31 protein-coding genes, 1 tRNA gene and 2 pseudogenes are annotated in these 22872 nt (G+C 46.5%); 9 read left to right on the plus strand and 25 right to left on the minus strand.

Going from position 1 to position 22872, the window contains the following annotated elements:
* Positions 1-2: 2 nt before the first annotated feature.
* Positions 3-998, minus strand: coding sequence for a 50S ribosomal protein L3 (locus tag BP07_RS03115; RefSeq protein WP_042685453.1), 996 nt, complete (start codon positions 996-998; stop codon positions 3-5).
* 34 nt (positions 999-1032) lie between these two features.
* Complete coding sequence (locus tag BP07_RS03120; RefSeq protein ID WP_245597035.1) at positions 1033-1911, minus strand: putative RNA uridine N3 methyltransferase; 879 nt, start codon at positions 1909-1911, stop codon at positions 1033-1035.
* A 205-nt stretch (positions 1912-2116) separates the two neighbouring features.
* On the opposite strand from BP07_RS03120, the gene BP07_RS03125 reads away from it, so the two are divergent.
* The 9 genes and pseudogenes from BP07_RS03125 to BP07_RS09220 all read left to right on the plus strand — a co-directional run bounded on the left by BP07_RS03125 (position 2117) and on the right by BP07_RS09220 (position 4891).
* A tRNA-Phe gene (locus BP07_RS03125) sits at positions 2117-2190 on the plus strand.
* Positions 2190-2651, plus strand: a pseudogene (locus BP07_RS09210) (tyrosine-type recombinase/integrase); the annotation flags it as partial. The gene BP07_RS03125 and the pseudogene BP07_RS09210, both read left to right, overlap by 1 nt.
* A 103-nt stretch (positions 2652-2754) precedes the next feature.
* Positions 2755-2931, plus strand: a pseudogene (locus tag BP07_RS09215) (hypothetical protein); the annotation flags it as partial.
* A 30-nt stretch (positions 2932-2961) separates the two neighbouring features.
* Positions 2962-3231, plus strand: a complete 270-nt coding sequence (locus BP07_RS08940; RefSeq protein ID WP_169736236.1) for a hypothetical protein — start codon at positions 2962-2964, stop codon at positions 3229-3231.
* 31 nt (positions 3232-3262) lie between these two features.
* Positions 3263-3442 carry a hypothetical protein gene (locus BP07_RS03140; RefSeq protein WP_042685468.1) on the plus strand — a complete coding sequence of 60 codons (180 nt, stop codon included), beginning with the start codon at positions 3263-3265 and terminating at the stop codon, positions 3440-3442.
* Positions 3443-3595: 153 nt separating this feature from the next.
* Positions 3596-4039: an EVE domain-containing protein gene (locus tag BP07_RS03145; protein ID WP_042685928.1), complete on the plus strand. Its 444-nt coding sequence runs from the start codon at positions 3596-3598 to the stop codon at positions 4037-4039.
* Positions 4036-4341 carry a hypothetical protein gene (locus BP07_RS03150; protein WP_042685474.1) on the plus strand — a complete coding sequence of 102 codons (306 nt, stop codon included), beginning with the start codon at positions 4036-4038 and terminating at the stop codon, positions 4339-4341. The genes BP07_RS03145 and BP07_RS03150 overlap by 4 nt, the downstream gene beginning before the upstream one ends.
* Positions 4326-4562 carry a DUF2283 domain-containing protein gene (locus BP07_RS03155; RefSeq protein ID WP_052353199.1) on the plus strand — a complete coding sequence of 79 codons (237 nt, stop codon included), beginning with the start codon at positions 4326-4328 and terminating at the stop codon, positions 4560-4562. The genes BP07_RS03150 and BP07_RS03155 overlap by 16 nt, the downstream gene beginning before the upstream one ends.
* An 83-nt stretch (positions 4563-4645) precedes the next feature.
* Positions 4646-4891 carry a DUF365 domain-containing protein gene (locus tag BP07_RS09220; protein ID WP_084174078.1) on the plus strand — a complete coding sequence of 82 codons (246 nt, stop codon included), beginning with the start codon at positions 4646-4648 and terminating at the stop codon, positions 4889-4891.
* On the opposite strand, the gene BP07_RS03160 is transcribed toward BP07_RS09220, so the two are convergent.
* The 23 genes from BP07_RS03160 to BP07_RS03275 form a co-directional block, all read right to left on the minus strand.
* On the minus strand, positions 4851-5600 hold the full coding sequence (locus tag BP07_RS03160) for an ABC transporter ATP-binding protein (protein ID WP_042685477.1): 750 nt from the start codon (positions 5598-5600) through the stop codon (positions 4851-4853). The two genes, BP07_RS09220 and BP07_RS03160, sit on opposite strands and share 41 nt — an antisense overlap.
* The gene (locus BP07_RS03165; protein ID WP_042685480.1) at positions 5593-6633 is read right to left on the minus strand and encodes a FecCD family ABC transporter permease; all 1041 of its coding nucleotides are present in this window, start codon (positions 6631-6633) and stop codon (positions 5593-5595) included. Before BP07_RS03165 ends, BP07_RS03160 begins: the two co-directional genes overlap by 8 nt.
* The gene (locus BP07_RS03170) at positions 6617-7723 is read right to left on the minus strand and encodes an iron ABC transporter substrate-binding protein (RefSeq protein WP_042685483.1); all 1107 of its coding nucleotides are present in this window, start codon (positions 7721-7723) and stop codon (positions 6617-6619) included. The genes BP07_RS03165 and BP07_RS03170 overlap by 17 nt, the downstream gene beginning before the upstream one ends.
* Entirely contained in the window at positions 7720-8157 is a 438-nt protein-coding gene (gene tsaA / locus BP07_RS03175) for a tRNA (N6-threonylcarbamoyladenosine(37)-N6)-methyltransferase TrmO (protein WP_042685487.1), read from the minus strand. The genes BP07_RS03170 and tsaA overlap by 4 nt, the downstream gene beginning before the upstream one ends.
* Positions 8147-8458 carry a carboxymuconolactone decarboxylase family protein gene (locus BP07_RS03180; protein WP_042685490.1) on the minus strand — a complete coding sequence of 104 codons (312 nt, stop codon included), beginning with the start codon at positions 8456-8458 and terminating at the stop codon, positions 8147-8149. Before BP07_RS03180 ends, tsaA begins: the two co-directional genes overlap by 11 nt.
* A gap of 10 nt (positions 8459-8468) precedes the next feature.
* On the minus strand, positions 8469-8822 hold the full coding sequence (locus BP07_RS03185; RefSeq protein ID WP_042685493.1) for a LexA family transcriptional regulator: 354 nt from the start codon (positions 8820-8822) through the stop codon (positions 8469-8471).
* A gap of 12 nt (positions 8823-8834) precedes the next feature.
* Positions 8835-9569, minus strand: coding sequence for an ATP-binding protein (locus tag BP07_RS03190; RefSeq protein WP_042685495.1), 735 nt, complete (start codon positions 9567-9569; stop codon positions 8835-8837).
* On the minus strand, positions 9547-10176 hold the full coding sequence (locus tag BP07_RS03195) for a flavin reductase family protein (RefSeq protein ID WP_042685497.1): 630 nt from the start codon (positions 10174-10176) through the stop codon (positions 9547-9549). Before BP07_RS03195 ends, BP07_RS03190 begins: the two co-directional genes overlap by 23 nt.
* Positions 10177-10178: 2 nt before the next feature.
* Positions 10179-10382, minus strand: a complete 204-nt coding sequence (locus BP07_RS03200) for a hypothetical protein (protein WP_042685500.1) — start codon at positions 10380-10382, stop codon at positions 10179-10181.
* 23 nt (positions 10383-10405) lie between these two features.
* Positions 10406-10663 (minus strand): hypothetical protein, encoded by a 258-nt coding sequence (locus BP07_RS03205; protein WP_042685502.1) that lies wholly within the window; start codon positions 10661-10663, stop codon positions 10406-10408.
* A 417-nt stretch (positions 10664-11080) separates the two neighbouring features.
* Positions 11081-11347: a class I SAM-dependent methyltransferase gene (locus BP07_RS03215; RefSeq protein WP_052353200.1), complete on the minus strand. Its 267-nt coding sequence runs from the start codon at positions 11345-11347 to the stop codon at positions 11081-11083.
* A 135-nt stretch (positions 11348-11482) separates the two neighbouring features.
* Complete coding sequence (locus tag BP07_RS03220; RefSeq protein WP_042685508.1) at positions 11483-12826, minus strand: MFS transporter; 1344 nt, start codon at positions 12824-12826, stop codon at positions 11483-11485.
* Between the two features lie 10 nt (positions 12827-12836).
* On the minus strand, positions 12837-14192 hold the full coding sequence (locus tag BP07_RS03225) for an MATE family efflux transporter (protein ID WP_042685510.1): 1356 nt from the start codon (positions 14190-14192) through the stop codon (positions 12837-12839).
* Positions 14189-14353 (minus strand): hypothetical protein, encoded by a 165-nt coding sequence (locus tag BP07_RS08995; RefSeq protein WP_211247040.1) that lies wholly within the window; start codon positions 14351-14353, stop codon positions 14189-14191. Before BP07_RS08995 ends, BP07_RS03225 begins: the two co-directional genes overlap by 4 nt.
* Before the next feature lie 100 nt (positions 14354-14453).
* Positions 14454-16304: an ASKHA domain-containing protein gene (locus tag BP07_RS03235; protein WP_042685513.1), complete on the minus strand. Its 1851-nt coding sequence runs from the start codon at positions 16302-16304 to the stop codon at positions 14454-14456.
* 15 nt (positions 16305-16319) lie between these two features.
* Positions 16320-17207 carry a tetrahydromethanopterin S-methyltransferase subunit H gene (mtrH, locus tag BP07_RS03240; protein WP_211247041.1) on the minus strand — a complete coding sequence of 296 codons (888 nt, stop codon included), beginning with the start codon at positions 17205-17207 and terminating at the stop codon, positions 16320-16322.
* Positions 17182-17463, minus strand: a complete 282-nt coding sequence (locus BP07_RS03245) for a hypothetical protein (RefSeq protein WP_157203052.1) — start codon at positions 17461-17463, stop codon at positions 17182-17184. Before BP07_RS03245 ends, mtrH begins: the two co-directional genes overlap by 26 nt.
* Before the next feature lie 63 nt (positions 17464-17526).
* Positions 17527-18780 carry a methoxylated aromatic compound--corrinoid protein Co-methyltransferase gene (gene mtoB2, locus BP07_RS03250; RefSeq protein WP_042685515.1) on the minus strand — a complete coding sequence of 418 codons (1254 nt, stop codon included), beginning with the start codon at positions 18778-18780 and terminating at the stop codon, positions 17527-17529.
* A gap of 59 nt (positions 18781-18839) precedes the next feature.
* On the minus strand, positions 18840-20102 hold the full coding sequence (locus tag BP07_RS03255) for a uroporphyrinogen decarboxylase family protein (protein WP_042685518.1): 1263 nt from the start codon (positions 20100-20102) through the stop codon (positions 18840-18842).
* Complete coding sequence (locus BP07_RS03260) at positions 20103-20732, minus strand: cobalamin B12-binding domain-containing protein (RefSeq protein WP_042685521.1); 630 nt, start codon at positions 20730-20732, stop codon at positions 20103-20105.
* A 105-nt stretch (positions 20733-20837) separates the two neighbouring features.
* The gene (locus BP07_RS03265) at positions 20838-21434 is read right to left on the minus strand and encodes a ribbon-helix-helix protein, CopG family (RefSeq protein WP_042685523.1); all 597 of its coding nucleotides are present in this window, start codon (positions 21432-21434) and stop codon (positions 20838-20840) included.
* A gap of 250 nt (positions 21435-21684) precedes the next feature.
* Positions 21685-21924, minus strand: a complete 240-nt coding sequence (locus tag BP07_RS03270) for a hypothetical protein (protein ID WP_042685526.1) — start codon at positions 21922-21924, stop codon at positions 21685-21687.
* Positions 21906-22868, minus strand: coding sequence for a DUF7490 domain-containing protein (locus BP07_RS03275; RefSeq protein ID WP_042685529.1), 963 nt, complete (start codon positions 22866-22868; stop codon positions 21906-21908). Before BP07_RS03275 ends, BP07_RS03270 begins: the two co-directional genes overlap by 19 nt.
* Positions 22869-22872 lie beyond the last annotated feature (4 nt).

Consider the following 22872-nt stretch of genomic DNA (forward strand, 5'->3'; position numbering starts at 1 on the left):
GCTCACACCCCCTGCTGGGATTGCGTGCTGATGTAGCTTATGTTCAGTGTGCCCTCTGGCACCTTCCTCGGCCTTATTGGAGCCCTCATTCTGACCAGACGCTTTCTTGGACCTGGCACACTGCCCTGCAGCAGCACATAGGCATTTTTCACCACCCCATAGTGAGGAATGCCACCAGCTGGTGTGATTTCCTCGCCTCTCTCACCAATCTTGATGATGCGCTTGTTGTACTCCGTGCGCTGGTGATACCCAGTCTGTCCGAGCTGGGGCACTGTCCACCTGACATAGTGAGGATGCCATGGTCCAAGGGTGCCTACGTGCCTTAGCTTTCCTGTCCTCGAGTGCTTTGACTTCTGCATCTGGACGCCCCAGCGCTTCACAGGGCCCTGCGTGCCCTTACCCTTGGTGACTGCTATCGTATCCACCAGCTCCCCCTCCGAGAACACATCAGTAATGGATATGCTCGAGCCGAGCACCGACGCCGCATACTCCAGCTTGGAGGACACATCCATGCCCCCCACACCCATCTCCATGAGCTCTGGCTTCTTCTTGGGCACACCGCTCACCAGGGATGGCTGGGTGGCCACGATGAGCCTGACGTCTGAAAGGGGCTTTTCCTCCAACACCGAGACCTCCTGTCCTGAGGAGGCTGGAATCCTTATCACCTTATTCAGGTCGTCATCCAGCTCAGATGCCCACACCTCGCCAGCCGCCTTTAGCCCATATGTGGTGTCCTCATAGCCCCTCACTGCCACAACCCTCAGCGGAGGGGTCTCGATAATCGTCACTGGGACAGATACGGTCATCCCAGCGGTCGGGCTGTTGGGCATGTCATCTATCATCATCACGTGGGTCATGCCTGCCTTGTATCCCGCAAACCCCAACAGCCCTGGCTCATCTGATGTGGGCCACGAGCTTATTCTCGGCGTTTCGCTCTTTGCCCTCTTTCTCGGGCTAAACGCCAGCGAGCCACGTCTTGGACGGTGAATGTGTCCCATCTTCTTTCCCTCTCGTGTTCTTCGCTTTTCATTCTCAGGAGCGCACGATGTTGAGCAGGGCGAGGGTGGCCATCAGCGCCTCCTCTGCCCTCACGGTGTGCGTCCCTTGATTCGGGATGGTGTTCAGCACCTCATCGAAGTGCTGCCTCCATCCATCGCCCACATGGGCACTTAGCATCTCTCTGATGCCTCTCTTCTGGGAGCCGAACACCACACAGACCCTGCCGCTCATGTGCCCTTTGAGAGCGATGAGGGCATTGGCGTCCAGCGGTCTTCCCTCCCTCGATGTGCCCAGCACCCACCAGCCCCGAGAGCGCAGGGCGCTGAGCGTGGAGTGGAGGGGTCCGCACACATGGGTTCTGTAGCCCCAGTATGTGGGTATGTGCTCCCTCGCTATATACTCGACTGTAAGTGGCGTCTTCGAAAAGATCCTGACGTCTATGCGCTGCCCCACCTTCACACCTTTCGGGTTTCTGAGTGGAGCTGGGCTCTCGAGTCCGAGTTCGACCCATGCGCTGCCGTCAGATCCTACCTTGGTCACTACACCTGTTCGGATGTCTCCGATGTTCGTTTTCGATGTGTCCGATGTCGTCGGATGGTGTGGCGTTCGCAGCGGGGGCACGACGCCCGCATACTTCAGCTCTCTTCTTTTTGGGAAGAGCAGCTTTCGCAGGTACTGCGGGGTTTCGGCATATCTCAGCACGAGGTCTATGAGCCTGCTGTCATCACGATCCTCGTCCCTGTAGATGTATATATCATCCACCCGGAACACAGATGCTGCCCGCGCAACCTGGCCAATCTTGTACGTCCTTATTCGCTCGTCTCTCTCCTCGGAGCCGAACGAGGACGGTATCAAGATGGCGAGATTGCCACCTGCCACCTTCATATCTCTCTCTTGGCTTTGCCCCACCATGTGATAGCCAGTATATAAAGGTTGTGGGGGTGTGGTATGGTATCTCACTGCCCAGCATTACTAAAATGGGTCATGAATTCTACCATGTCATCTGCAAATACGGGAGATTGAATCCCCCAACTATGACGTGCCCATAACAACAGTAAACCATAACAACAGTAAATCTTTTAAGGAGGTGAGGTATGATGGTAGTGCGTGAAATAATGCCCAGGTAGCTCAGTCTGGGAGAGCATCGGCCTGAAGAGCCGAGTGTCCCCGGTTCAAATCCGGGTCTGGGCATGTTTTACTCATTTTCAATCCCCAGGGAATTTCCGAACTCAGGGTCAGGAGCTACGTGCACTACCTCGGAAGATCCTGGATGTCGTGAAAAAGGATTTCCGGGAGTTCACGAGGGAGGATGTTCGAAAAGTCATATTCACTATCAGGAACTCGTCAACAGAGGTGAGTTCTCGGACAGCGTGGTTTTCGAGGTGAAGAAGACCCTGAAGAAGTTCTTCAGGGGGCTGGAAAAAGATGATCTCGTGAACTGGTTCACATTGGGGAATGTGGAAACCAAAGTATCCCCGCAGGATCTCATAACAGAGGAGGAGTTCAGGAAGATGCTGGACGCATGCCTGAACTCCAGAGACAGAGCTTTTCTTTCACTGCTCTACGAAACCGGTGCGAGGATCGGAGAGATAGCAAGCATGAGGATCAAAGACGTCTTGTTCGACGAGTACGGGGCTGTGATCTGGCTTCCGAAATCGAAAAACCCTGAAAAGGAGGCTCAGAGTTGTTTACTCCACGAAGTTCCTGAGCGCGTGGCTCTTCGATCACCCTCTCAAGGAGAATCCGGAAGCCCCTCTGTGGGTAAGACTCACAGGGAAGAACCGATCCGCTCCGATGCAGTACAAGGACTTCCAGATACAGCTCAAGAAGGTTGCGAGGAGGGCCGGGATCAGGAAGAGGATTTATCCGCACCTCTTCAGGCACACCCGGGCGACGAAGATCCTCACCGAGATCACGGAATCAGTCGGAGCGAGGTACATGGGCTGGGTTCCGGGAAGCAAGATGGTCGGAGTCTATCTTCATCTCACGGATCGGGATGTTGAAGATGCCATCCTCGAGATGCACGGGCTGAAGAAGGAGAGCGAGAAGGATCTCGAGGTCAGAAGGTGTCCCAGATGCACCTTCATCAACCCGGGAGACTCGAAATTCTGCTCGAGATGCGGTCTTCCGCTGACGAAGAAGGCCTCCCGGGAGATCGAGAGATGGGAGGAAGAGGAGAGAAAGCTTCTGGAGATCTTCTCAAAACCGGAGTTCCTCGGCATCATCATGTAGAAGTGGAGGGAAATAGAGAGGTTTAAGAAAATTGCTGAGGGGAGAAGATAAGGAGATGGTGAGATGGAGATTCTCTGGAGGGATGAGACACTACAGAAAGCAGCAAATTAAATTCTTCCCCAAAAAGAGTATTCCTGAATTCAGCGATGTACGTTCCAAGCAATTTGCCCTCGATGGCAAGGTAGTTGAAGTAGAAAAACTATACCAATAATTTCTATACAAAGAGAACAATAAGGTTAAAAGATTTAAAACACAACAATATTTTTTGATTTTATTGATTCTTGAATTTAACTATAATTTCATAAGTCTGTGAATTTAAATTGGTTGAGAAATGATTATAAAAGTTCCAAGCAAAAAAGATAACATGCCCTACTGGCTCTGCATCACCAATGAAGAGAACTGGAAGGTGATCAAGGAGAAAAACATGTGGGGCGTTCCCGAAAGGCACGAGAACACGATAAAGAGGGTGAGACCCGGAGATAAGCTTCTGATTTACGTTAAGCAGGAAAGAGAGAAAGATGAAATTAAAGAGCCTCGAATCGTTGCTGTTTACGAAGTGGCTTCTGAGGTTTTCAGAGATTCTTCGAGAATCTTCAAATCTCCAAAGGGAATGGGGAATGAAACTTTTCCGCTGAGAATAAAGCTCAAACCGATTAAGATCTTCGAAAAACCCGTTGAATTCAAGCCTCTGATCCCGAAGCTGAAGTTCATAACGAACAAGAGGAAATGGTCGGGTCATCTGATGGGTAAGGCGATGAGGGAGATTCCCGAGGAAGACTACGAGCTAATCATGAGCGTGGCAAAATGACAGGAAGAGCTATATCTAAAAATGGAGTCCCGATAAGGCTAACCGAAGAAAGATGGTTTCACATCGTGGAAAACCATGACGAACTTGCTGGTTTATCGGATGAAGTTCTGCTAACCATCGAGGATCCAGACTTCATAGTTAAAGGCTGGATTGATGAACTTCTGGCAGTAAGAAAGATCAATGCCAAATATCTAATTGTGGTTTACAAAGAACTTGAGGACGATGGCTTTATAATTACGGCTTTCATAACTAAGAAATTAGATAAGGTGTTGAGGAGAGGAGTGATATGGCAGAAGAAGTGAAGAAAATAGTTGATGCAGTTCCTATGCTTCTGAATTTTCCTACAAAAAGATTTCATGTTGATTACGATAAAGAAGCTGATGTTCTCTACATAAGCTTTGAAAGACCTCAGAAAGCTACAGATACAGAAGTTACAGAAGAGGGTATCCTGCTGAGATACAGAGAGGACAAGCTTGTTGGAATAACAGTTCTCAACGCGAGCAGGTTTAAGGTTAAAGTGTGAATCGAAATGATCAAGTTCTTCCGCAGCGAAGAGCACGAAGGATACATCGCTGTAGTTCTTGAACTGCTTGTCTCTTCTGCTTTTTGACGAATGATGTCTCCGATCCTGAAACGGTACTGGAAGAATACATCAAATCTCAGGAGAGATGGAAGCAAAGGAGAAAGGGAGAAGCAAGGAAGAGGCTCTGGATGGCGATAGAGCTTGAGGACATAAAGAAATACGAGAAGCCCGCGAAGCCGAAGAGCTCTAACTCTCAAACTTCTCAGCCAGTTCGGGAGTTTCCAGCATTTAATCACCCGGCAGAATTGCCACCTTTTTGTTCATCTTAACAACTTCAACATCGATTCCGTAAACAGCCTTTATGTTTTCTCTGCTTAACACCTCAATTCCACCGCTGGCGAAAACCCCCCCGTCTTTGATTAAAACTATCCTGTCCGCAAAATTTGCAGCCAAGTTAAGCTCGTGAGTCGTGATGATTGCCGAGACCCCTGTTTCCTTTACAGCTTTCCTCAGAATTTTAATTACGGAGATTTGATTTTTTATATCAAGATTGTTCGTCGGCTCATCGAGGAGAATGTACCTCGGTCTTTGGGCAAAGGCTCTGGCTATAAGAACGAGCTGAATCTCTCCTCCGCTCAGCTCATTCAACTTCCTTGAAGCAAGATTTGCCAGGTTGAACATCTTTATAGTTTCTTCAGCTACTCTATAGTCATCTTCACTTGCTTCCCACCGTATGTACGGCTTCCTTCCAAGCAGTATCACATCGAATACTGTAAGAAAACTGATTTCTCCCCTTTGTGGAACGTAGCCAAAAATCTTAGCTATCTCAGCTCTCGAAAGCTTCCATAGATTACTGCCATCCACAACCACTTCACCCTTAGCCTTCAAAATTCCTGCAATGCATTTCAGTAAAGTGGTCTTCCCGCTTCCGTTCGGACCGAGTAAAAAGACAACTTCACCTCTCTCAATCCACAGATTAACGTTTCTTAACACTTCTTTCGAGTTATAACTAAAAATGACGTTTTTTACTTCAATCATATCCACCACCCTCTCTCAAGAGCAGATAAATGAACATCGGTGCACCGAGCAAGGATGTGATAATCCCAACTGGAATGATGACTGGCGCAATTACCGTCCTTCCAACAGTATCTGAGGCCAAAAGAATTAACGCTCCAAGAATTGTGCTCGAAGGAATTAGAAACCTGTAATCACCCCCTATCATCAATCTAACCATATGTGGAGCAACTAACCCAACGAAGCCGATTATTCCAGTAAAAGAAACGCATGTGGCAGTGAGGAGTGATGTGAGTATTAGCCCTTCGAGTCTTATCCTCTGAACTTCTCCGCCCAGCGACTTCGCAGTTTCATCTCCGAGAAGGAGGGAGTTGTAGTCCCACCTTCTGTGAAAGAAGTAAAGGAAGCATACCACGAAGATGGCAAAAATTATGTAAATCTCGCTCCAGCTCGCTCTTCCAACATCGCCAAAAGTCCAGAAAACGATTGCCGCAACCTGAATATCGGTGGCGAAGTACTGTATTAGCATGACACCAGCCTGAAAGAGGGAAGACATTGCAACTCCAGCCAGAATTATCGCAACGGGCGAGAGGTTCCTGAGCCTTGCGAGGAGAAGTATGACTGTGGCAGTAATCATTGCCCCAGCGAATGCGAAGAGGGGAACTAAGTAGGGATTTGTGATCGTGACACCTTCCCCCACTCTGTGCGTCAAGCCAGCACCGAAGAAAACTATTGCAATGCTCGCCCCAAAGGCCGATCCGTGGGTGATGCCAAGGGTGTAGGGGGATGCGAGAGGATTCTTTAGAACACACTGCAAAACAGCTCCACCAATGGCTAAACTTGCGCCAACGAGCAGAGATGTAGCAATCCTCGGAATTCTGACATTCCACAAGACAGCATCTCCGCTTAAAAATCCTCTCAGAATTTCCTCAAGACTCATCTGATAGCTTCCCAGATTTAGAGCTACGAAGGTGATGAGAAGGAGAAAAATAAGGACGAAAATGCTAAAGGAAACTCTCCTCTGAAGCTCTTTCCTGTAATCACCAGCTACTGACATTTATCTTCCCCAGCTCACCTATTTCTCCTACGAGCTCGTCGTAAAGCGGCTCTCCGAGGAAGAACTCCGATATCTCGTTGGCTTTCTCGGCTATGCTTACATCGGCAAAGCGCTCCGGGTAGATCACCTTGCCTATCCAGTACGTGTCGATCAGAGCGAGCTCTATGTTCGTCCAGTACCAGTTGAAGGGATATATTGAGTAAACCTCGCCGTTCTGGAAGGCTTTCAGAGATCTGTAGAATCCGGGGTTCTTCTCGTAGTCCTGCTTTACGAGCTGAACGTTGTTGGCATCCAGAAATATGATGTCCGGCTGAGCCGATAGAAGGAACTCCTTGTCAACCTGTATGAAGTTGCCCGTGACGTTTGCTTCTTTCACGATGTTTTTGGCTTCAAGAACCTCAAACGGTGGGAATATCTTTTGCGTTGATTCGATGCCGTGCCCGCCCTTGAAGCTCAGGGCTCCGACGTAGACCTTCGGCTTTTTATCTTCGGGATAGTCGGCAACCCTGCTCGAGAGGTCTTCGATGGTTGCGTTGATGTAGTCAATTATCTCTTCAGCCCTCTCCTCCTTATCAAGAACCTTTCCTATGATCCTGAATGACTCGAACAGCTCTTCTTCATCGAATCTACCAGGAGTTCCGAGGCTGATGACGACGACGGGAATCCCTGTTTTCTGCTGAATGTCCTCGACGATCTGCGTGCTTACGGCACTCGAAGCAAATATAACATCCGGTTTAACGCTCAAAAGAACTTCAACGTCCACCTTAGGATCGTCGGGACCGCCCTGAGCTATGACGGGCAGATCGGCTATCTCTTCCTGAATCACGAGCGAATATGGGCGAGCTGCAGTCGGAGTTTTCTCAACGTTCTCCACTCCAACGAGCATGTCCTCGGCTTGCATGTACGTTATCAGCCTCAAAGCTCCGGGACCTATTGCGACAATCTTCTCAACGTTCTTTGGAACTTCCACCTCTCTGCCAGCGAGATCGGTCACCTTTACAGTCTCTCCAACCTGCTGCTCTGGCTGAGTGCATCCAGAGAAAGCTAAGGTGAGCACCAAAACCAAGAGGAGAAGAGAGATTTTCTTCATTCTTTTTTCACCTCCTCAAACCACCCTATTTTTGCATTCTCAACGCAATCGAGCTGGGATGAATACGGTTTTATGTCTACAACGGGCGTCCCGTCAAGGGCATCAAGCCCCTCGACCTTCAAAACTCTTCCATTCCTTTCCAGAAGCTCCACAACTGCGAAGCCAATTGGATTCGGTCTATGAAGTGATCGGGTTGCGAAAACACCGTGCTCCTTCTTATCGTGCGGTGGAACCGCTATAAGGGTATCTCTTTTAGCTCTGTCAAGCCAGTAGAGGACGATCAGGTGAGTGCAAGTTTCAATATCTTCCAGACCTGCTTCGAATTCGGGGAAGATCTCGATCTCGTAGATCTCCTTCGAGAACCTCCCCTGATGCGGTGCTTCATCGAAACTCTTGTAAGGCGACCTGATGATGCCGACGGGTTCAATGTTCATGATCTCCTTCCAGCATCTCAATCGCTTCCGCAGCATAGTGCATCGCTGGTCCGCCGCGCATGGTCAACCCGACCGAGACCGCTTCGAGTATCTCATCCTTAGTCGCCCCGGCTTTCAGAGCCTCTTCCACGTGGTGCCTCAGGCAGGGAGAGCATCTGATAGCTACAGCAATTCCTACGGCTATCAGCTCCTTCTGCTTCACCGAAAGGCTTCTATCTGAAAAAACAGCTTCGTGAAGTTTGCCGAACTTCTCAAACACCTCTGGCAGCTCTGAGGCTAATCTTTCCATGGGGTCTTCCATCACAATCACCTCAACTGTCGAAGGGAACTATGAATACTTCGTTACCCTCCTTTCTTCCCTTCACAAGTTCGAGGTGCCTCAAAACGGCGATTTCCCTTTCAACGTCTCCCCCCCTAATTCCGAGTTCCTTTGCGATTTCTTCGATCTTAGCCTTTCCTCTCTCTTTCACGATGTCATAGATCGCCTGCTGCCTTTGTGTCAGCTTTTTTCCAGTCTTAGCTTTTTTGGCAAGCATTACTGCCCATGGATCGCATGTTCGAACTCTGTCTATTTCATCGAAATAACAATCCTCACATAGAACTCTGTTTCCAATTTTTACCGCTTCTTCGGGCTTTATCTCTCCCCCGCACTTCGAACACTCCATACGCCTCACCCGTTATCTTTCGAGGATTGCATCCACTATTCCCCTCGCCTCATCGACCAAAGGCAATTCTTCTCCAAGAAGGCAGGCCTGCTGTATCTCCTTCCTTAGAGGGAGATAAGCATCTGCTTTAACGAACTCTTTCGAGCTTTCATCGACCTTGTTCCCGACTTTAACAACCCTCTTACCTATTTTTCTGCTCAGCTCCACTATCTTCTCAGCCAGCCTGATTGATTCGTAGCTCGGCTCGATTACTGCAACGACGACATCACCTCCAGCCTCAACTCCCCTGCCGAAATGCTCTATCCCCGCATCCGTATCCACGACTACGAATTCATCTTCGCCAAGCTTCAAAGCCTGCAGAAACTCCCGGGCAACAGCCCCCATCGGACATGCACAGCCCTCTCCAAACTCGTGGATTTTGCCTATCGCAATAACCTTTATGCCATCCTTTTCAGCTGTGAAGTCCTTTGGAAGCTCATTCAGGCTGATTTTGTCGGGCATTCTTGTTTTCTCACCTTCGCCACTTTTCAGGAAGCTTAACAGCCTTTCTCTGACCTTCTCCTTCCCCCCGAGGAACTCCATGAAGTCCCTCGGCTGTTCAACGCCGAAGTTCCTGTAGATACCGAAGTTTGATTCGTCCGTATCCACTACGAGAACCTTCTTGCCCCTCTTCGCCAGCTCCTTTGCAATGAGGGCGGCAACAACGCTCTTCCCGCAACCTCCCTTACCGCACACCAGAATCTTCATCCGCATCACCTCCAGACAAAGGATCTTTACTATTCAAAAACATCTCAGAATACTCTCTAAACTCTCCGGTCCATTTTGGGAATGTGAAATACATTCCTCTGTTTCCGCATATCATCACGGCTGGTTTTGCCTTTTCAAAATCCAAATCTCCGTTTTTATTAACGTATTCGTCGTTGATCTCAAGTCTGACTATTTTTCCAATAATGATTGAGTATTTGTTTTCTTCAAGAATTTCTTTTTCCAGAACACATTCCATCCACGCTATACATCCTGCCACACCGGGTGGTTTAACGATCTTTGAGGGATATGGTTTGAGATTAGCCATCTCAAATTCATCGACAGTTGGCGAATAGTTTTTCGAGGTCACCATGGTCTCGTTAACCATATCTGCCGTTGGAACGCTTATCACGAACTCCTTTGTATCTCTTATGTTGTTCAGGGTATCCCTCTTTATCCATGAGAATATTGCTATCAGATCCCAAGGTCTCAGTATCGGCATTACGTTTGAGTAAGGTGCAACATTTCTTACACCGTTCTTGCTCAGGGTTGAGATGAGGACTAGTGGCATTGGTATGGTGATTTCCCTCTTATTTGGTTTCAGCTCCAAAATTATCGCCTCCCAAATCCTTTTCCAAAAACCTCAAACCGATCCGAATCTGATAAGGGATGCAACAAGTCTTCGATCAGCTCTTCCCTGCTTATTCCCTCCCCGAGTGCAAGCTCAAGATTGCTGAAATCGCCCCATCTTTTTATCTGCTGTCGAAAGGATTCGAAATCTATGTCCACCTCCTTCAGGATTTTTTCAACCTCCATGATTCACCTCCACTCCACGTTTTCTAAGCCTCCCCCCTCGGCGTGAACCTGTAGAATCTCTTTCCGTCCTCCTCAAAAGATTCCAAAAACAGAGCTTGCTCAAGTAAATCCAGACTCTTCTTCCCCTCAATTCCAATAAACTTAATTATCCCTCTTCTGCTTCTATTTTGCAAGGCCGTCAGACCAATTTTGTGATCTTCGGTTGGATTCCGCAACTTTCTCTCCTTTTTGAGCCTCTCCAGCCACATCTGCTTTCGGGTGAGGAGTTCGTTATTACGCATGTTGGTATTTAGGTTTAACAATATATTAAAATTTTTCGTTTTTGTCTTACTAAATAAGATTTATATCTAAGATATTATGAAGATTAACATAACAAAAATTATTTGCGAATTCCAAGTCTCTTCAAGAGCCGTGTTGCTCTTTCCTGAGACCGAAGTACTCGTAAATTCCACCCTTACCGTGGGCTTAAGGCTTGGGCCTCCAAGATAGCCCGCATCAACAAGGCAGCTTTGGCGGAGTCCACTTCGAACCTTTCCCAGTTTTAGGATCTCTTTGATGTCATATGTCATCAACCAGCTTCTAAATCTGGGCTTGTTTGAAGAAGTGAATCTCCGAAACTTTCCAGGTTGCTAACACGGCTGAAGACAAAAGTGCAAAAACGGTAGGGCTTTAGAGAAGGCTTCAGAACAAAGGTCATTTCATTTTACAACCCTCTTATACTCGCCTATCGCTTTTTGTTTATTCCCCGTGAAGGCATTTACGGACTCGCTTATAACCGCATCGAAAATATTATCCTCAAAAGGAACGATTCTGTCATCCCGCCAAATTCTATTTACCTTACAGCCATACCTCTTTGCCATATAGCAGGCGGTTATTCCGACACCGCAACCGACATCCAAGACATACGAATTTTTGTCAACGTGGCACAATTCAATCAGTTCTTTAGTGGCTTTCAATCCTCCCATGTGCTTGAGTGAACCCCAAGAGGATTGGAGTGCAAAATAGTATGATTCTGGCTTTCTTTTGATGTTTTTCTTTCTTCATTCTTCCACCCCATGGGATCACTTCATCTAACTTTTTTCTTCTGGCTTTTTAAAAAGCTATCTTATCCTCCCCCTCGCAAGTGATGCGAATATCCCGAAGAAGCATAGCACTGAGAAAATGGCAAAGGACGTGCGTGTGGCTTCAATAAGCAGCGGATAAACTTCAGGAGTGATTAAAGTCTTTCCAATGTAGATGGCAAAGATGAGCATAACAATGGTCATGCTGAACATCTGTCCCACAGAACGCATCGTTGCAAGGGTTGCTGAGGCGATGCCGTAAAACCTTCTCTCTACAGAACTCATGATTGCATTCGTGTTCGGAGAGCTGAATAAAGCGAAGCCAAGGCCAAGAAGCATTAGATTCGCCACTATCATCGAGATTTCCGTGCTCTCGTTGATATTGGAGAATATAAATAGGCCCAATGCCGTTAAAACCATTCCTGTTGAGGCAACAACCCTCGGCTCTATTCTGTCTGAAAGCCACCCTGCAAATGGTGAAAGCATTGCCTGAACGACTGGCTGTGCGATTAAAATGAAACCTGCTTGCTGGGGCGTTAAAGCTTTGATGTACTGCAAGTATAGGCTTAAGAGGTAGGTTACGGCGAAAGTGGCAGCGTAGTTCAGCAGAGCCGCAAGGTTTGAGAATGCAAAAGTTATGTTTCGCCTGAAAAGCCTTATTTCAAGGACGGGATGTTCGATTCTGCTTTCCCAGACAATGAAGACAATCAGCAGAGCCAAGCCCGCTGTTATCAGAATCAGGGTTGATTCAGACACACCAATCATTATCAGCACGAGCATCAGGCTGTAAATTGCAGAGCCAACCAAATCGAACCTCTCCTCTTTAGCATCAGCCCACTCCGCTTTCAGCTTCCATAGGGCGACTGCAACAACAATGATGCCGAGAGGGACATTTACAAGAAAAACACTCCTCCATCCGAAGTTCTGGGTTAAAATGCCGCCGAAGAAGGGGCCAAGGCTTAAGCCGGTGTAAACTGAAGCCACATTGATTCCTAAAACTTTTCCCCTCTCATTTAGCGGGAAAACGGAGATTAGAATTGCCATTCCTGTCGCAAATACCATTGCACCTCCAATTCCCTGCAGGACTCTGAATGCTATCAGCATTTCTGCAGAAGTGGATAGGCCTGAGAACAGTGATCCTGCAGTAAAAACACCCACTCCGAGGACAAAAACCATTCTCCTTCCTTTAATATCAGCTATCCTGCCGAATGGAATGAGAAACATGGCGGAAGAAAGAAGATAAGCGGTAGCAATCCAGTTGAGCGTTATCGCATCCACCGCAAACCCTTTTCCAATCATCGGGAGAGCGACATTTACAGATGAAAGCGCGAAGGGAGTTAGGAATGAAGCGAGAGTTATTGTTAAAAGCGCCGCTCTCCTCATACTCTCACCTCTACCGTAACTCTCTTTCAAGCCTTCTGATGCTCATCGTCCCCCCAATGAATGCGATCAGAGCTCCGGCTATGTTTGCGGCGGTAACTCCCATCAGCACTCCGAAAAATCCAAAGCCGAATGGAAAGGCGAGAATGTAGGCGAAGATGAGCTCAAAAATTATGGTTCTCAGAATTGTGATAGCTAAGGCATTTTCACCCCTCCCTATTCCCTGAAACATAGACTCGGTCATCATGCCGAGGGGTGCGAAGAGTAAGAAAGCAGGTAGAATTCTCATGGCATTAACGAGCCCCTGATAGATTCTTGATGAAGCTTCGGAGTATGTGAAAACGATTGCTATTTTTGGAGCAGTAATTATCATTGCCGAAACTATGAGTACTTCTATCAGAACTGTTAGTTTTATTGCATGAAGATAGGCTATCCTCAGCTTCTCAGCATTCCTTGCTCCGAAAGATGCCCCGACAACAGCAGTTACCGCTCCAGCCATCCCGAAGGTGGGGATGGAACCAACGCTTATCAGCCTCCATGCACTTGTGAAAACCGCAATCCCATCGCTCCCTCCAGCTCTGATGATTATGGCGTTCAGGAAGACCATTGCGATCGACATGGTAAGCATGGAGAAGGAGGAGGGCAGACCAACTCTTAGAATGTCGAACAGGATCTTTCTATCTGCGCTGAAGTTCTTTAGCCCCACATCAACATAACTTCTGCCAAGGAACCAGTAGATGAAAACAGCGGATGAGATTGCCATCGACAGAACGGTTGCATATGCAGCTCCCGCAACACCAAAGCCAAGAATGTAGATGAAGACCGGATCCAGAATGATGTTGATGACACTTCCAGCAACATTTGCATACATCGTCTTTTTCGTATTCCCCTCGCCGTTCAGTATCCCCGTTGCAATGTTGTTGAAAACGAGGAAAACACTGCCTGCAACAACTATTCTCGAATACTCTAAGGCAAGGCTCAAAACTTTGCCTTCAGCTCCGAGCAGTTTCAGCAAATGCTCAAGTCTGATTATAGTTAAGGTGAGTATTAATGCCGCAGCAAAACCCGTTACGATTGCGTGCATCGCGATGTTGTCTGCTCCCCTCTTATCCCCAGCCCCTATTCTTCTTGATATGGCTGAACTCGCCCCTATTCCAACTCCCATTGATAATGAGATGAAAACCATGAAAAGTGGGAAGAAGATGCCCACTGCAGATAAAGCATCAGCTCCCAGCCCAGCAACCCACGCTCCATCTGCTAAATTGTAGAGAGTGAAAACGAGGTTGCTGATCATCATCGGAATAGATAGCTTTACAAGTGCCTTTTTCGGGTCTCCTGTGAGAACTTCAACTCCTCGCAACTCTTTCAAGCCACATCACCCGTAAGCTCAATATTTCTCAGCATTTTTTTCAGAAGGGTTTGCAGAGTCCGCTTTTCATCTTCGGTGAAGTTTTTCAAGAGAATCTCGTTAATCTCTGAGGTAATTTTTTCATCACCGCTTTCTTTCTTTGATACCGTCCCTTTCGTCAATCTTGTCTCCTCGATTATCTCTTTTTGAGACATTTAAACTCAAGGAGGGGCAGCTCTCCGGAAAGCTCCCTAATTATGTGCTTTTTCATGTTTTAAAGGATCATGAAGAGAGTTTTTCTCCATTTTTCACCTGAAACTTTTTGGAATTTAAAATTTGCGATATCGGAATCGCCCTTACGAAAGTTCGGTAAAAGTTCCTGTCAACGGAAAGCTCGACATACTCGACAAAGTCAACAACCTCCTCAATCTCCTCTCTCTCCTTAACAGATTTCAGAGCCATCTTTGCACCACCAACAGCTGTGTCTCCAGCAAAGACAATTCTGTCATTTGGAACATCTGGCAGAAGTCCGATGAGCTTCGCGTTCTCGATATTTATGTGCCTTCCAAAGGAGCCAGCCAAATATATCCTAGAAATATTCTCCGCTTCAATTCCGAGCTTCTCCATCAGAATCATCCATCCAGACCTTATAGCCCCCTTTGCCATCAGAAGCTCGTTTATGTCCTTTTCGGTAACTGTAATCTCCTTTCCCGTCTCGGTTTCATCTGCCCACGCAACAACGAATTTTGGAACGCGGTCTTTAATTATCCTCTCAGTCTCTCTGACGAACTTCCCCTTCCCGTTTATTATCCCGGCTTTGTAGAGCCCAGCCACGAGGTCGATCATCCCGCTCCCGCATATTCCCTTCGGCTTCACGTTGTCGATCGTTTCGTAAACAACCTCGTCCTCGATTTTTACTTTCTCTATCGCTCCGCTAACAGCTTTCATTCCATGACTTATGTGTGCGCCTTCAAAAGCTGGGCCAGAAGGTGTTGAGCAGGCCAGGACTCTATCTCTGTTTCCAAGAAGAATTTCTGTATTGGTTCCAATGTCTATAACCATGCTGACCTCTTCTTTTCTGTGAATCTTTGTGACAATCAGGTTTGACACAGCATCTGCCCCAACAAAGCCGGCGATTAATGGCAAAGAGCTCACGTATCCCTCGCTGTTTATCTTAAGTCCGATTTCTTTTGCCGGATAGCTTATCCCTTTTCTCACAGCAGGGGTGAAGGGGGAAACGCTGATGTATTTCGGATAGATACCAAAGAAGAGGTGGTGCATTACCGAATTGCCAACGACAACTGCCTCGTAAACTTCCTCGCTGCTCACTCCGGCTTCCCTGCAAACTTCATCTATTACTTTATTTATTACTTCGACGACGATCCTCTGCAATTTTTCCAGATTTTCGTCGCTTTTTGATGCGTAAGTAATCCTTGATACCACATCCTCTCCGTAAGCAACCTGTGGATTTTCTGCGTATCCTCTTGCAATGGTTTCGCCGGTAACTAAATCAACTAAGTGGCAAATTACCTTCGATGAGCCTATATCTATCGCGAGCCCGAAAGACCTGTTCGTGGTGTCTCCTCTCTCAATCCCAATCAGCTTTCCGTTCCACAAAACCGCCGTGATGTCCCAGTTAGCCTCCCTAAGTAATTTCGGAAGATTTTTCAGGAGGCTCAATGGAATCTCAACCTCTCCAAGTGCTGACTTTAACCTTTCGAAATCTGGCTTTACATCCTCAAGCGTTGGTTCTCGCAGCCTCAAATGCACTTTTTTAACCGCAGGATTCAGCTCAACCTTCTCCTCAACTGCCACCTCAGCGACCTTCCTCGCCTCCATCCTGCTTTCAGGAGGCATGAAGATAGTTGCCCTCCCGCTCAGTATTTTTGCCTGGCACGCAAGCCTGTAGCCAGCTTCAATCTCTTCTGGAGTTAGGTGCTTCCTCTCCACTTCGTTTACCTCACTCATCTCTCCTCTTGCATCGACAATGACTACTCTGCACTTCCCGCAAACGCCCTTTCCACCGCAGTCTGAACGCAAAGAAACATTGGCCTCTCTCGCAATCTCAAGAATAAAATTGGAGGAGGTTTCAATCTTCTTTCCTGCTGGCTCGAACGTTACTCTGACGCTCATCGCTCATATTTCAACTTAAATTTCTATTAGGTCTTTTGTCCTTGCAAAGTATCTGTAGGCCGTGTCTATTGTGAACACTGCAGGAAAGACGAGTTTGCTGTCTTCAATCGGGCCGTAGAGTACGAAGTCCGACCCAAGGACTATCTGGAGGGTGTTTGCCATCAGAACTGCAGGCTTCTCAGCCTCTTTTCCAAGCATGTTCTTAAACCCTTTCCAGCTCGCTATTGCGTTGTGAGCTCCTGAGCCGCAGGGGAATCCATATTTTTTCTTTATCTCCATCGCAGCTTTCGCAGCCGCTGGAAGGCTGGGAACGTCCATGACAAACGTATCGATGAGGGGCTTCGTTATCCCCGCCTCCTCAAGCTTTGGAAGAACTTTTTCAAGAGCATCGATTCTTGCCTTACTGCTTGTAACGTTGAATGTGTAAGCGAGCACAACAGCAGCCTCTATATTGCTGTTCTTCAATGCCTCGATTTCCTTGTCTTTCGACTCGGGAGAGATCGAGTTGTAGATGATTCTTTTCTCAAGCCCCACCTCCTTTGCATATTCGACTGCGGCTATCTTGATGTCAGCTATTGCAGAATCAACGAGGAATGGTTTGTCAGTTACATCAGCAACGAACTCCATGTATCCCCTTATCGCTTCCTCACTCATGCCAACAACATCAACAAGTCCAGGATTTCCCGTTTTATCACTCAGCTCCTCCTGCTCTTTTATCAGCTTCTCTGCCTTCTCTTTATCGAAAATCCCCTTCTTCTCGTCCTCCACGATCTTATGTTTCCCGTAGAATATGCTGCCTATCAGGACTGTCGGGTTATCTCCGGGCTCACCGCCTATATTCACTTTGCCTATCTCGAATGCCTTCTGGTTCCCGAACCTAAACACTTTCAACACCTCCTGCATGTTTTCTCCCTGCAAGGATTACCATCACGGAAAGAAAATGAAGTAAAGCTGCAGCTGCAAGAACCTGTACTAAGAGATTTCCAGCAGCAGAGAAAGATGCTGCAAGAGCAACTGTAGAAACAGAGTTAAGAGCGTAGTTTTTCATGATGAATAGATAGGACTGACTCCATATCAGTGAAAACATTGCAAACATTGCAAACATTGCAAGAATCGCCGCAGAAATCAGATAGATTTCTCTTTTTTCCCTGAACATCATATCACCAACTGGGAAGGTGGCGGCTATAAAGATTGTTATGAAAACATTCATAAATAATAAAAATCAGTAAGTTCCATATTTTTCAACAGCCTCAATCATAGCCTTAACGTTCTCGGGCTTCGCGTCTCTCGAAATTCCACCATCAACTCCAGGATAAATCATCATCCCTCCTTCTTTGCAATCCTCAAGCAGCTTTTTCATGAAATCCTCCACTTTCTGCGGCGTTCCTCCAATCAGCAGAGAGTTTGGAGGCCCTGAGACAAGTATGACGTGGTCTCCAAGCACTTCTCTGACCTTCCTTGGGTCAGTCTTCTCGAAGACTCCAACCACTTTCCTCCTGGGAGCTTCAAGCAGCGTTTCGAGATGTGCGTCATGCCTTCCTTCGAAAAGCACGAATGGTGTTTGCCCCATCTTAACAACTTCCTTGATAACCTCGTTGAGCGAGGGCCAGAAGAACTCGTTGTAGAGCTTTGGGTTCAGGTATTCATTGAGATGGAGCGGGATGAGGCATTCCACAACATCTGTTCCGAAAATCTGCTTTCTGACTTCTGCCGGAGGAGCCGAGACTTCAGCAACTTTTATTAGGAGGGGAGTTACTGCTTCTACAGCCTGCTTTACTACATCGCCATGTCTGTAGAGGTCCATTACCATGTTCTTGATGTCTCTGAGATAGTCGCCTATAAAGTCAAGCGGAGCATAGCCCCATGACATCGGGATGGCTGGGTATCCAATTTTTGCAAGTTCCATCGAAACTTCAGCCATGAAAGCTCCGAATCTTGCAAGCTCCACGCCATACTTTGCAAGAGCGGCGTTGTATTCTGCAGAACCAACGTTTGAGAGTTTTTTGTTTATCCTCGGCATCGCAACTTTGTTTATGAACTCCAGAGGGTTTTCGATTAGCTGGTCGTACTCATCCACCTTCATTATTTCCTTGCCTATGAACTGTGGGTGGGCATTTTCCTCCAGTTCATAACCTGGCCATCTTGTGTACACGTCCATCAGGGCAATGTGGGTTGGGCCAAGAATGAGAGGCGCTGTGGCTGATATGTCCTGTTGGTCGAGTAAAGCTACAGCGTAAATCCATCCTGCCAGCCCACTGATAACTGTGAAAGTGTCAAAATCAAAATCCTTTGCTACTTTAAGCCACGCATCTTTACATTTCCCATTATCAAAAAGCACTTCCTTAGCCGTGTGTCCTGCATATGCTCCATGCCATATGTGTGTAAAAGCCCTTATTGGCACCCTGTCTGGCTCTTTGCATTTTATAGCAGCCTCGAGCCTTTCCAGCCTCTCCCTCCTCAACTCTTCGATGTCCATTCACTTCACCACAATCATTAATATTGATTCTTATTTATTAATAAAAATGAAAAGGCTAACTAATATTGACCGTATTTGTGCACAGCCTCAATCATGGCCTTGATATTCTCGAGTTTGGCTTCTCTGGAAATTCCTGCAGCGTCGACACCCGGGAACAGGACAAATCCACCGCCCTCCTTCATGTCCAACACAAGCTCCTTCGTCCACTCGTAAACTTTTTCGGGAGTGGCACTGGCGAGAAGCGTGTTCGTGGGTCCGTACATTATGCACATATCGTTTCCTACCAGTTCCTTTACCTTTCTTCCGTCCGTCTTCTCGAACATTCCAGCGATACCGCGCTTTGGAATTTCAAGAAGCGTCTCGAGATGTGCGTCGTGTCTTCCCTCGAACAGCACGAACGGGAGCAGTCCAGCCTTTACGTTTTCCTTCCAGCAGTGGAGGAGCGAAGGCCAGTAGTATTCTCTGTACTGCTTGGGGTTGAGATATTCGTTCAGGTGTAACGGGTAGAAACACCAGATCAGGTTTACTCCGAGCATTTTCATGACTTCTTCCGGAACACTTCCGGATATGCTGGCGGTCTTGACAAGGTGCGGAGTGATTGCGTCGACGGCCTGTATCACGACGTCGGGCACTCTGTAAAGGTCGATGACGATGTTCTTTATGTCTCTAAGGAAGTCGCCGATGAAATCAAGAGGTGCGTAGCCGTGAGCCATCGGCCACATCGGATAGCCAATCTTCATAAGCTCCATTATGAAGCTGTTCGTTGCGGCGTTGTACTTCCCGGCTTCCATCCCGAGCTTGGCGAGAGCGGCGTTGTAGTCGGCAGAACCCGGATTTGCAACATTCTTGCAGATTCTCGGAAGTGCGACTTCATGCATGAAATCGATTGGAGCTTCGATGAACTTGTTGTACTCTTCCTTTTTCATTATCTCTTTTCCGATAAATTGCGGGTGCATGTCTTCTCTGAGCTCTCTTCCCGGCCACCTTGTATATACATCCTGCAGGATGTCGTGGTAAGGCGCTGTTACGAATCTCATGTTCGTAGCGACTTCTGGTGCTTTTTCGATGAAGCTTGCGAAAAGGAACATTCCTTCAAGACCGTTGAGGGTGAATATGTAGTCGAACTCGAAGTCCTTTGCAACGTTCAGAGTAGCTTTTATCCATTTATCGTACTCGAAATAGACCTCCTTTGCCGTGTATCCAGAATAGGTACCACACCAAACGTCGTTAAACACTAATATGGGTACCCTGTCCGGCTCTTTACACTTCAAGGCTCTTTCAAGCCTTTCCAGCCTCTCTTTCCTTAACTCTTCAACATCCATCTACTCCACCCCCACCAGAGCCTTTATCTTCCTTACACCAACAGCAGCATCATCTGTCCAGTCGTCTGCTCCCGTGTATTCTTTGGCTTCTTCATCAACTCTGCCTCCACCAATAATTATCTTCACTTCAGCCTCTTTTTTTACAGCATCTACAGTCTTCTTCATCGAATCTATGGCTTCGGTGAGCAGCCCGCTGAGCCCAACAACATCCGGGTTATGCTCCCTAACGGCATTAACAAAAACCTCAGGTGGCTGATCAACTCCCAGATCCACAACTTCAAACCCCTCAGCCTCTAAAAGCGCTATGACTATGCTCTTCCCTATGTCGTGCACATCTCCTTCCACCGTGCCTATCACGACTTTGCCCTTCTTTTCTCCAGCTTTCTCTCCAATCAGCGGCTTCACGACATCCATTATTTGCTTGAGTATCTCTCCAGCCATCATTAAATCAGAAACGAAGTATCTGCCCTCCTCGAAACGTTTTCCGACTATGTCCGTAGCTTTTCTAACATCCTCGAGAATTGCGAAAGGGTCTTCACCGCTCTCAACCCTCTTTTTCGTAAGCTCTATTGCCTTTGCCTCATCGAGGTCAGCCAGTGCGTTTACGAGCTCTTCTCTTACGTCCGTCATACAGACACCCCATTTTGAAAAATTGTGACTCTCTTACATAAATTCTGTTACGAAGGAGTTCATAACAAATTTATTTGACTTTGAGTAAAAAATTTTTAATTCGGACTAGCTTTCGACTCTTATGAAAATTCTCTCCGAAGTAGTCTCAAAACTCGCCTTTATTCCGCCTGATTCGAGAAGAGTTTTTATTATTATTTTTGTTACAATCAGGTTTTCAGGAGGTGTTCGAAATACGAATTCATGCTCATTAACCTTAACAAAAGTCCCTCCTCCAGCGAATTCGATTGTTCTTAAAACTGCCTCGGCTTTTTCAACATCACTTGTATTCTCATTCCACCCATAATCGATTAAAAACAGCCTTGCAATACCTTTTACAGCATTCACAAATTCTTCATCAACTATTTCCTCTGGTCTCTCAATTTTTTGGAGTTTTTTCAGTAAAACTCTGTAAAATTCTCTGTCGAGAATTACAAATTGCCTCATTTCAACATTATATATATGATATGCGAGCCTCTCTATATCATTAAAATACTTCCTGTAATCAACTCCAGCTTTTTTCCCCGCTTTAACCAGCCGGTAATATATGTAAAGTGCATCCCTGAAAATCTGACTTAAACTCTCTCCACTATCCCTTCTGAGCTCTTCCAGAAGTTTCATCTCCTCGTCGGTGAGAGATATGGTAACCCTATGGAATAATTTCATCAAAATCAGTAATCAGTAAAACCAAGAATTATATCAATGTAGTCCTTCGGGCTGAGTCACCGCAGCCCCTGCCTCTTTGCTGCTGTAGTAATTTTTCTCTGTGTTGGGAATAAAAATCAGAACATCTTGAGCAAACTCTTTTTTAACTACCCCCTGCCCCAGCCCACCTCATTTAATTCATCCCCTCAAAGGAGAGGGGCTTTCTTAGCGATTTTTTGTAAAGAAGACTTCGATATTCCAAGTTGTCGCCTCATGACTTTTTGCCTTTGGCGAGTAGATTGAGGACGTAAATAGCTAAAATCAATATTGCAAGATTTAGTAAAGTTCTGTAGATTGGAGCATATTTGTAGCCTATCCATATGCGTATTAGCTCATTCAGAGAGCTGTAAAGCCCCCAGACTGAAAATATTAAAAGTATCACGCTTAGAGCTATGAAGATTTTCTTTAGTACGTCTTCCAACTCAAACTTTTTCATCTTAGTCTCCTCCATATTAAGGCACCTCCCAATGCTATAATGCCAAGAGCAGCTTCGAAGCCAGGCATTCCAACTTTGTCACCATAATCTTTTATTGGAGTTGGTACTGGAGTTGGAGGCGTCTCATAAGCTCCCTCGGGCTTTACAAACTGGCTAACTTCAAATTTCACCCCCTCTTCAGTCACATTTTCAGGAATCCTCTTCGTTGGAGCTAAGTTTAGGACTTTGCTCCAGCTTTTAAGCAGTGAGCCGTTTCTCCATACCTCAAGCTTGACAAGGTAATTGTAATCCTTAGGCACTGTTAGATTGCTCTCCACAAGCAGAGTTTTGCCTTTTTTAATCTCAATCTCCAGCCACTTTTCAGCAGCGAGCACATTGGACTCATACTGTATTGCTTTGATGTGAAAAACAGTGTCATCGTAGTTTTCCATTGTTTCTATGTAAAATCTCGTCTTCACAACCGCTTTATTACCGCTGACCTCAACAATTTTGAAGTCCGCATCTTTCAGGGTCATTTTCAGCTCCTTATCCTTCGGAAGGAGCGTATCCAAGCCTTTAAGACTCATACCTCTCGAGCTTACAATCTTGTTATCCTTTCTTATTTCAAAAGCAATGTTGTAATCTTTATCCTTTTCAAAAGCTACAGTTACATTCATTTCATTCAGCCCTTCCTTTCCTTCTCTTAAAACTTCAATTTCATACTTTTGAAGGAGTAAATTCGTTCTTTTGTCATACACACTCACAATTAACGTTGCATTGCTGACAACCTTTGAGCGGTAAACAGTGAGTATAAACTCAATATCTGCATGACTTTCATTAACCTTCTTTGCCTTTATTTCGATGTTATTAATTTGAATGTGCTCAACTTTCTGCTCTCCAGAAACGTTCACCAAGAAGGGCAATATGATTGCAATGGCAAATATTACAGCTATGCTAATTGCAACTATCCTACCCTTCATAAAC

Origin of the sequence: Methermicoccus shengliensis DSM 18856, from assembly GCF_000711905.1 — an archaeon.
Classification (GTDB): Archaea; Halobacteriota; Methanosarcinia; order DSM-18856; family Methermicoccaceae; genus Methermicoccus; species Methermicoccus shengliensis.

What these genes read in the sequence shown, in the direction of transcription:
- BP07_RS03215 (WP_052353200.1), bottom strand. Translation starts at nt 11,347, where the DNA reads ATGGGAGGATTGAAAGCCACTAAAGAACTGATTGAATTGTGCCACGTT.
- BP07_RS03205 (WP_042685502.1), bottom strand. Translation starts at nt 10,663, where the DNA reads ATGCGTAATAACGAACTCCTCACCCGAAAGCAGATGTGGCTGGAGAGG.
- mtoB2 (WP_042685515.1), bottom strand. Translation starts at nt 18,780, where the DNA reads ATGGACATCGAAGAGTTGAGGAGGGAGAGGCTGGAAAGGCTCGAGGCT.
- BP07_RS03260 (WP_042685521.1), bottom strand. Translation starts at nt 20,732, where the DNA reads ATGACGGACGTAAGAGAAGAGCTCGTAAACGCACTGGCTGACCTCGAT.
- BP07_RS03160 (WP_042685477.1), bottom strand. Translation starts at nt 5,600, where the DNA reads ATGATTGAAGTAAAAAACGTCATTTTTAGTTATAACTCGAAAGAAGTG.
- BP07_RS03150 (WP_042685474.1), top strand. Translation starts at nt 4,036, where the DNA reads ATGACAGGAAGAGCTATATCTAAAAATGGAGTCCCGATAAGGCTAACC.
- BP07_RS03165 (WP_042685480.1), bottom strand. Translation starts at nt 6,633, where the DNA reads ATGTCAGTAGCTGGTGATTACAGGAAAGAGCTTCAGAGGAGAGTTTCC.
- BP07_RS03180 (WP_042685490.1), bottom strand. Translation starts at nt 8,458, where the DNA reads ATGGAAGACCCCATGGAAAGATTAGCCTCAGAGCTGCCAGAGGTGTTT.
- BP07_RS03200 (WP_042685500.1), bottom strand. Translation starts at nt 10,382, where the DNA reads ATGGAGGTTGAAAAAATCCTGAAGGAGGTGGACATAGATTTCGAATCC.
- BP07_RS03265 (WP_042685523.1), bottom strand. Translation starts at nt 21,434, where the DNA reads ATGAAATTATTCCATAGGGTTACCATATCTCTCACCGACGAGGAGATG.
- BP07_RS03190 (WP_042685495.1), bottom strand. Translation starts at nt 9,569, where the DNA reads ATGAAGATTCTGGTGTGCGGTAAGGGAGGTTGCGGGAAGAGCGTTGTT.
- mtrH (WP_211247041.1), bottom strand. Translation starts at nt 17,207, where the DNA reads ATGCAGGAGGTGTTGAAAGTGTTTAGGTTCGGGAACCAGAAGGCATTC.
- BP07_RS03120 (WP_245597035.1), bottom strand. Translation starts at nt 1,911, where the DNA reads ATGGTGGGGCAAAGCCAAGAGAGAGATATGAAGGTGGCAGGTGGCAAT.
- BP07_RS03275 (WP_042685529.1), bottom strand. Translation starts at nt 22,868, where the DNA reads ATGAAGGGTAGGATAGTTGCAATTAGCATAGCTGTAATATTTGCCATT.
- BP07_RS03145 (WP_042685928.1), top strand. Translation starts at nt 3,596, where the DNA reads ATGCCCTACTGGCTCTGCATCACCAATGAAGAGAACTGGAAGGTGATC.
- BP07_RS03185 (WP_042685493.1), bottom strand. Translation starts at nt 8,822, where the DNA reads ATGGAGTGTTCGAAGTGCGGGGGAGAGATAAAGCCCGAAGAAGCGGTA.
- BP07_RS03170 (WP_042685483.1), bottom strand. Translation starts at nt 7,723, where the DNA reads ATGAAGAAAATCTCTCTTCTCCTCTTGGTTTTGGTGCTCACCTTAGCT.
- BP07_RS03270 (WP_042685526.1), bottom strand. Translation starts at nt 21,924, where the DNA reads ATGGAGGAGACTAAGATGAAAAAGTTTGAGTTGGAAGACGTACTAAAG.
- BP07_RS03255 (WP_042685518.1), bottom strand. Translation starts at nt 20,102, where the DNA reads ATGGATGTTGAAGAGTTAAGGAAAGAGAGGCTGGAAAGGCTTGAAAGA.
- BP07_RS03220 (WP_042685508.1), bottom strand. Translation starts at nt 12,826, where the DNA reads ATGAGGAGAGCGGCGCTTTTAACAATAACTCTCGCTTCATTCCTAACT.
- BP07_RS03115 (WP_042685453.1), bottom strand. Translation starts at nt 998, where the DNA reads ATGGGACACATTCACCGTCCAAGACGTGGCTCGCTGGCGTTTAGCCCG.
- BP07_RS08940 (WP_169736236.1), top strand. Translation starts at nt 2,962, where the DNA reads ATGGTCGGAGTCTATCTTCATCTCACGGATCGGGATGTTGAAGATGCC.
- BP07_RS03235 (WP_042685513.1), bottom strand. Translation starts at nt 16,304, where the DNA reads ATGAGCGTCAGAGTAACGTTCGAGCCAGCAGGAAAGAAGATTGAAACC.
- tsaA (WP_042685487.1), bottom strand. Translation starts at nt 8,157, where the DNA reads ATGAACATTGAACCCGTCGGCATCATCAGGTCGCCTTACAAGAGTTTC.
- BP07_RS03245 (WP_157203052.1), bottom strand. Translation starts at nt 17,463, where the DNA reads ATGATGTTCAGGGAAAAAAGAGAAATCTATCTGATTTCTGCGGCGATT.
- BP07_RS03155 (WP_052353199.1), top strand. Translation starts at nt 4,326, where the DNA reads ATGGCAGAAGAAGTGAAGAAAATAGTTGATGCAGTTCCTATGCTTCTG.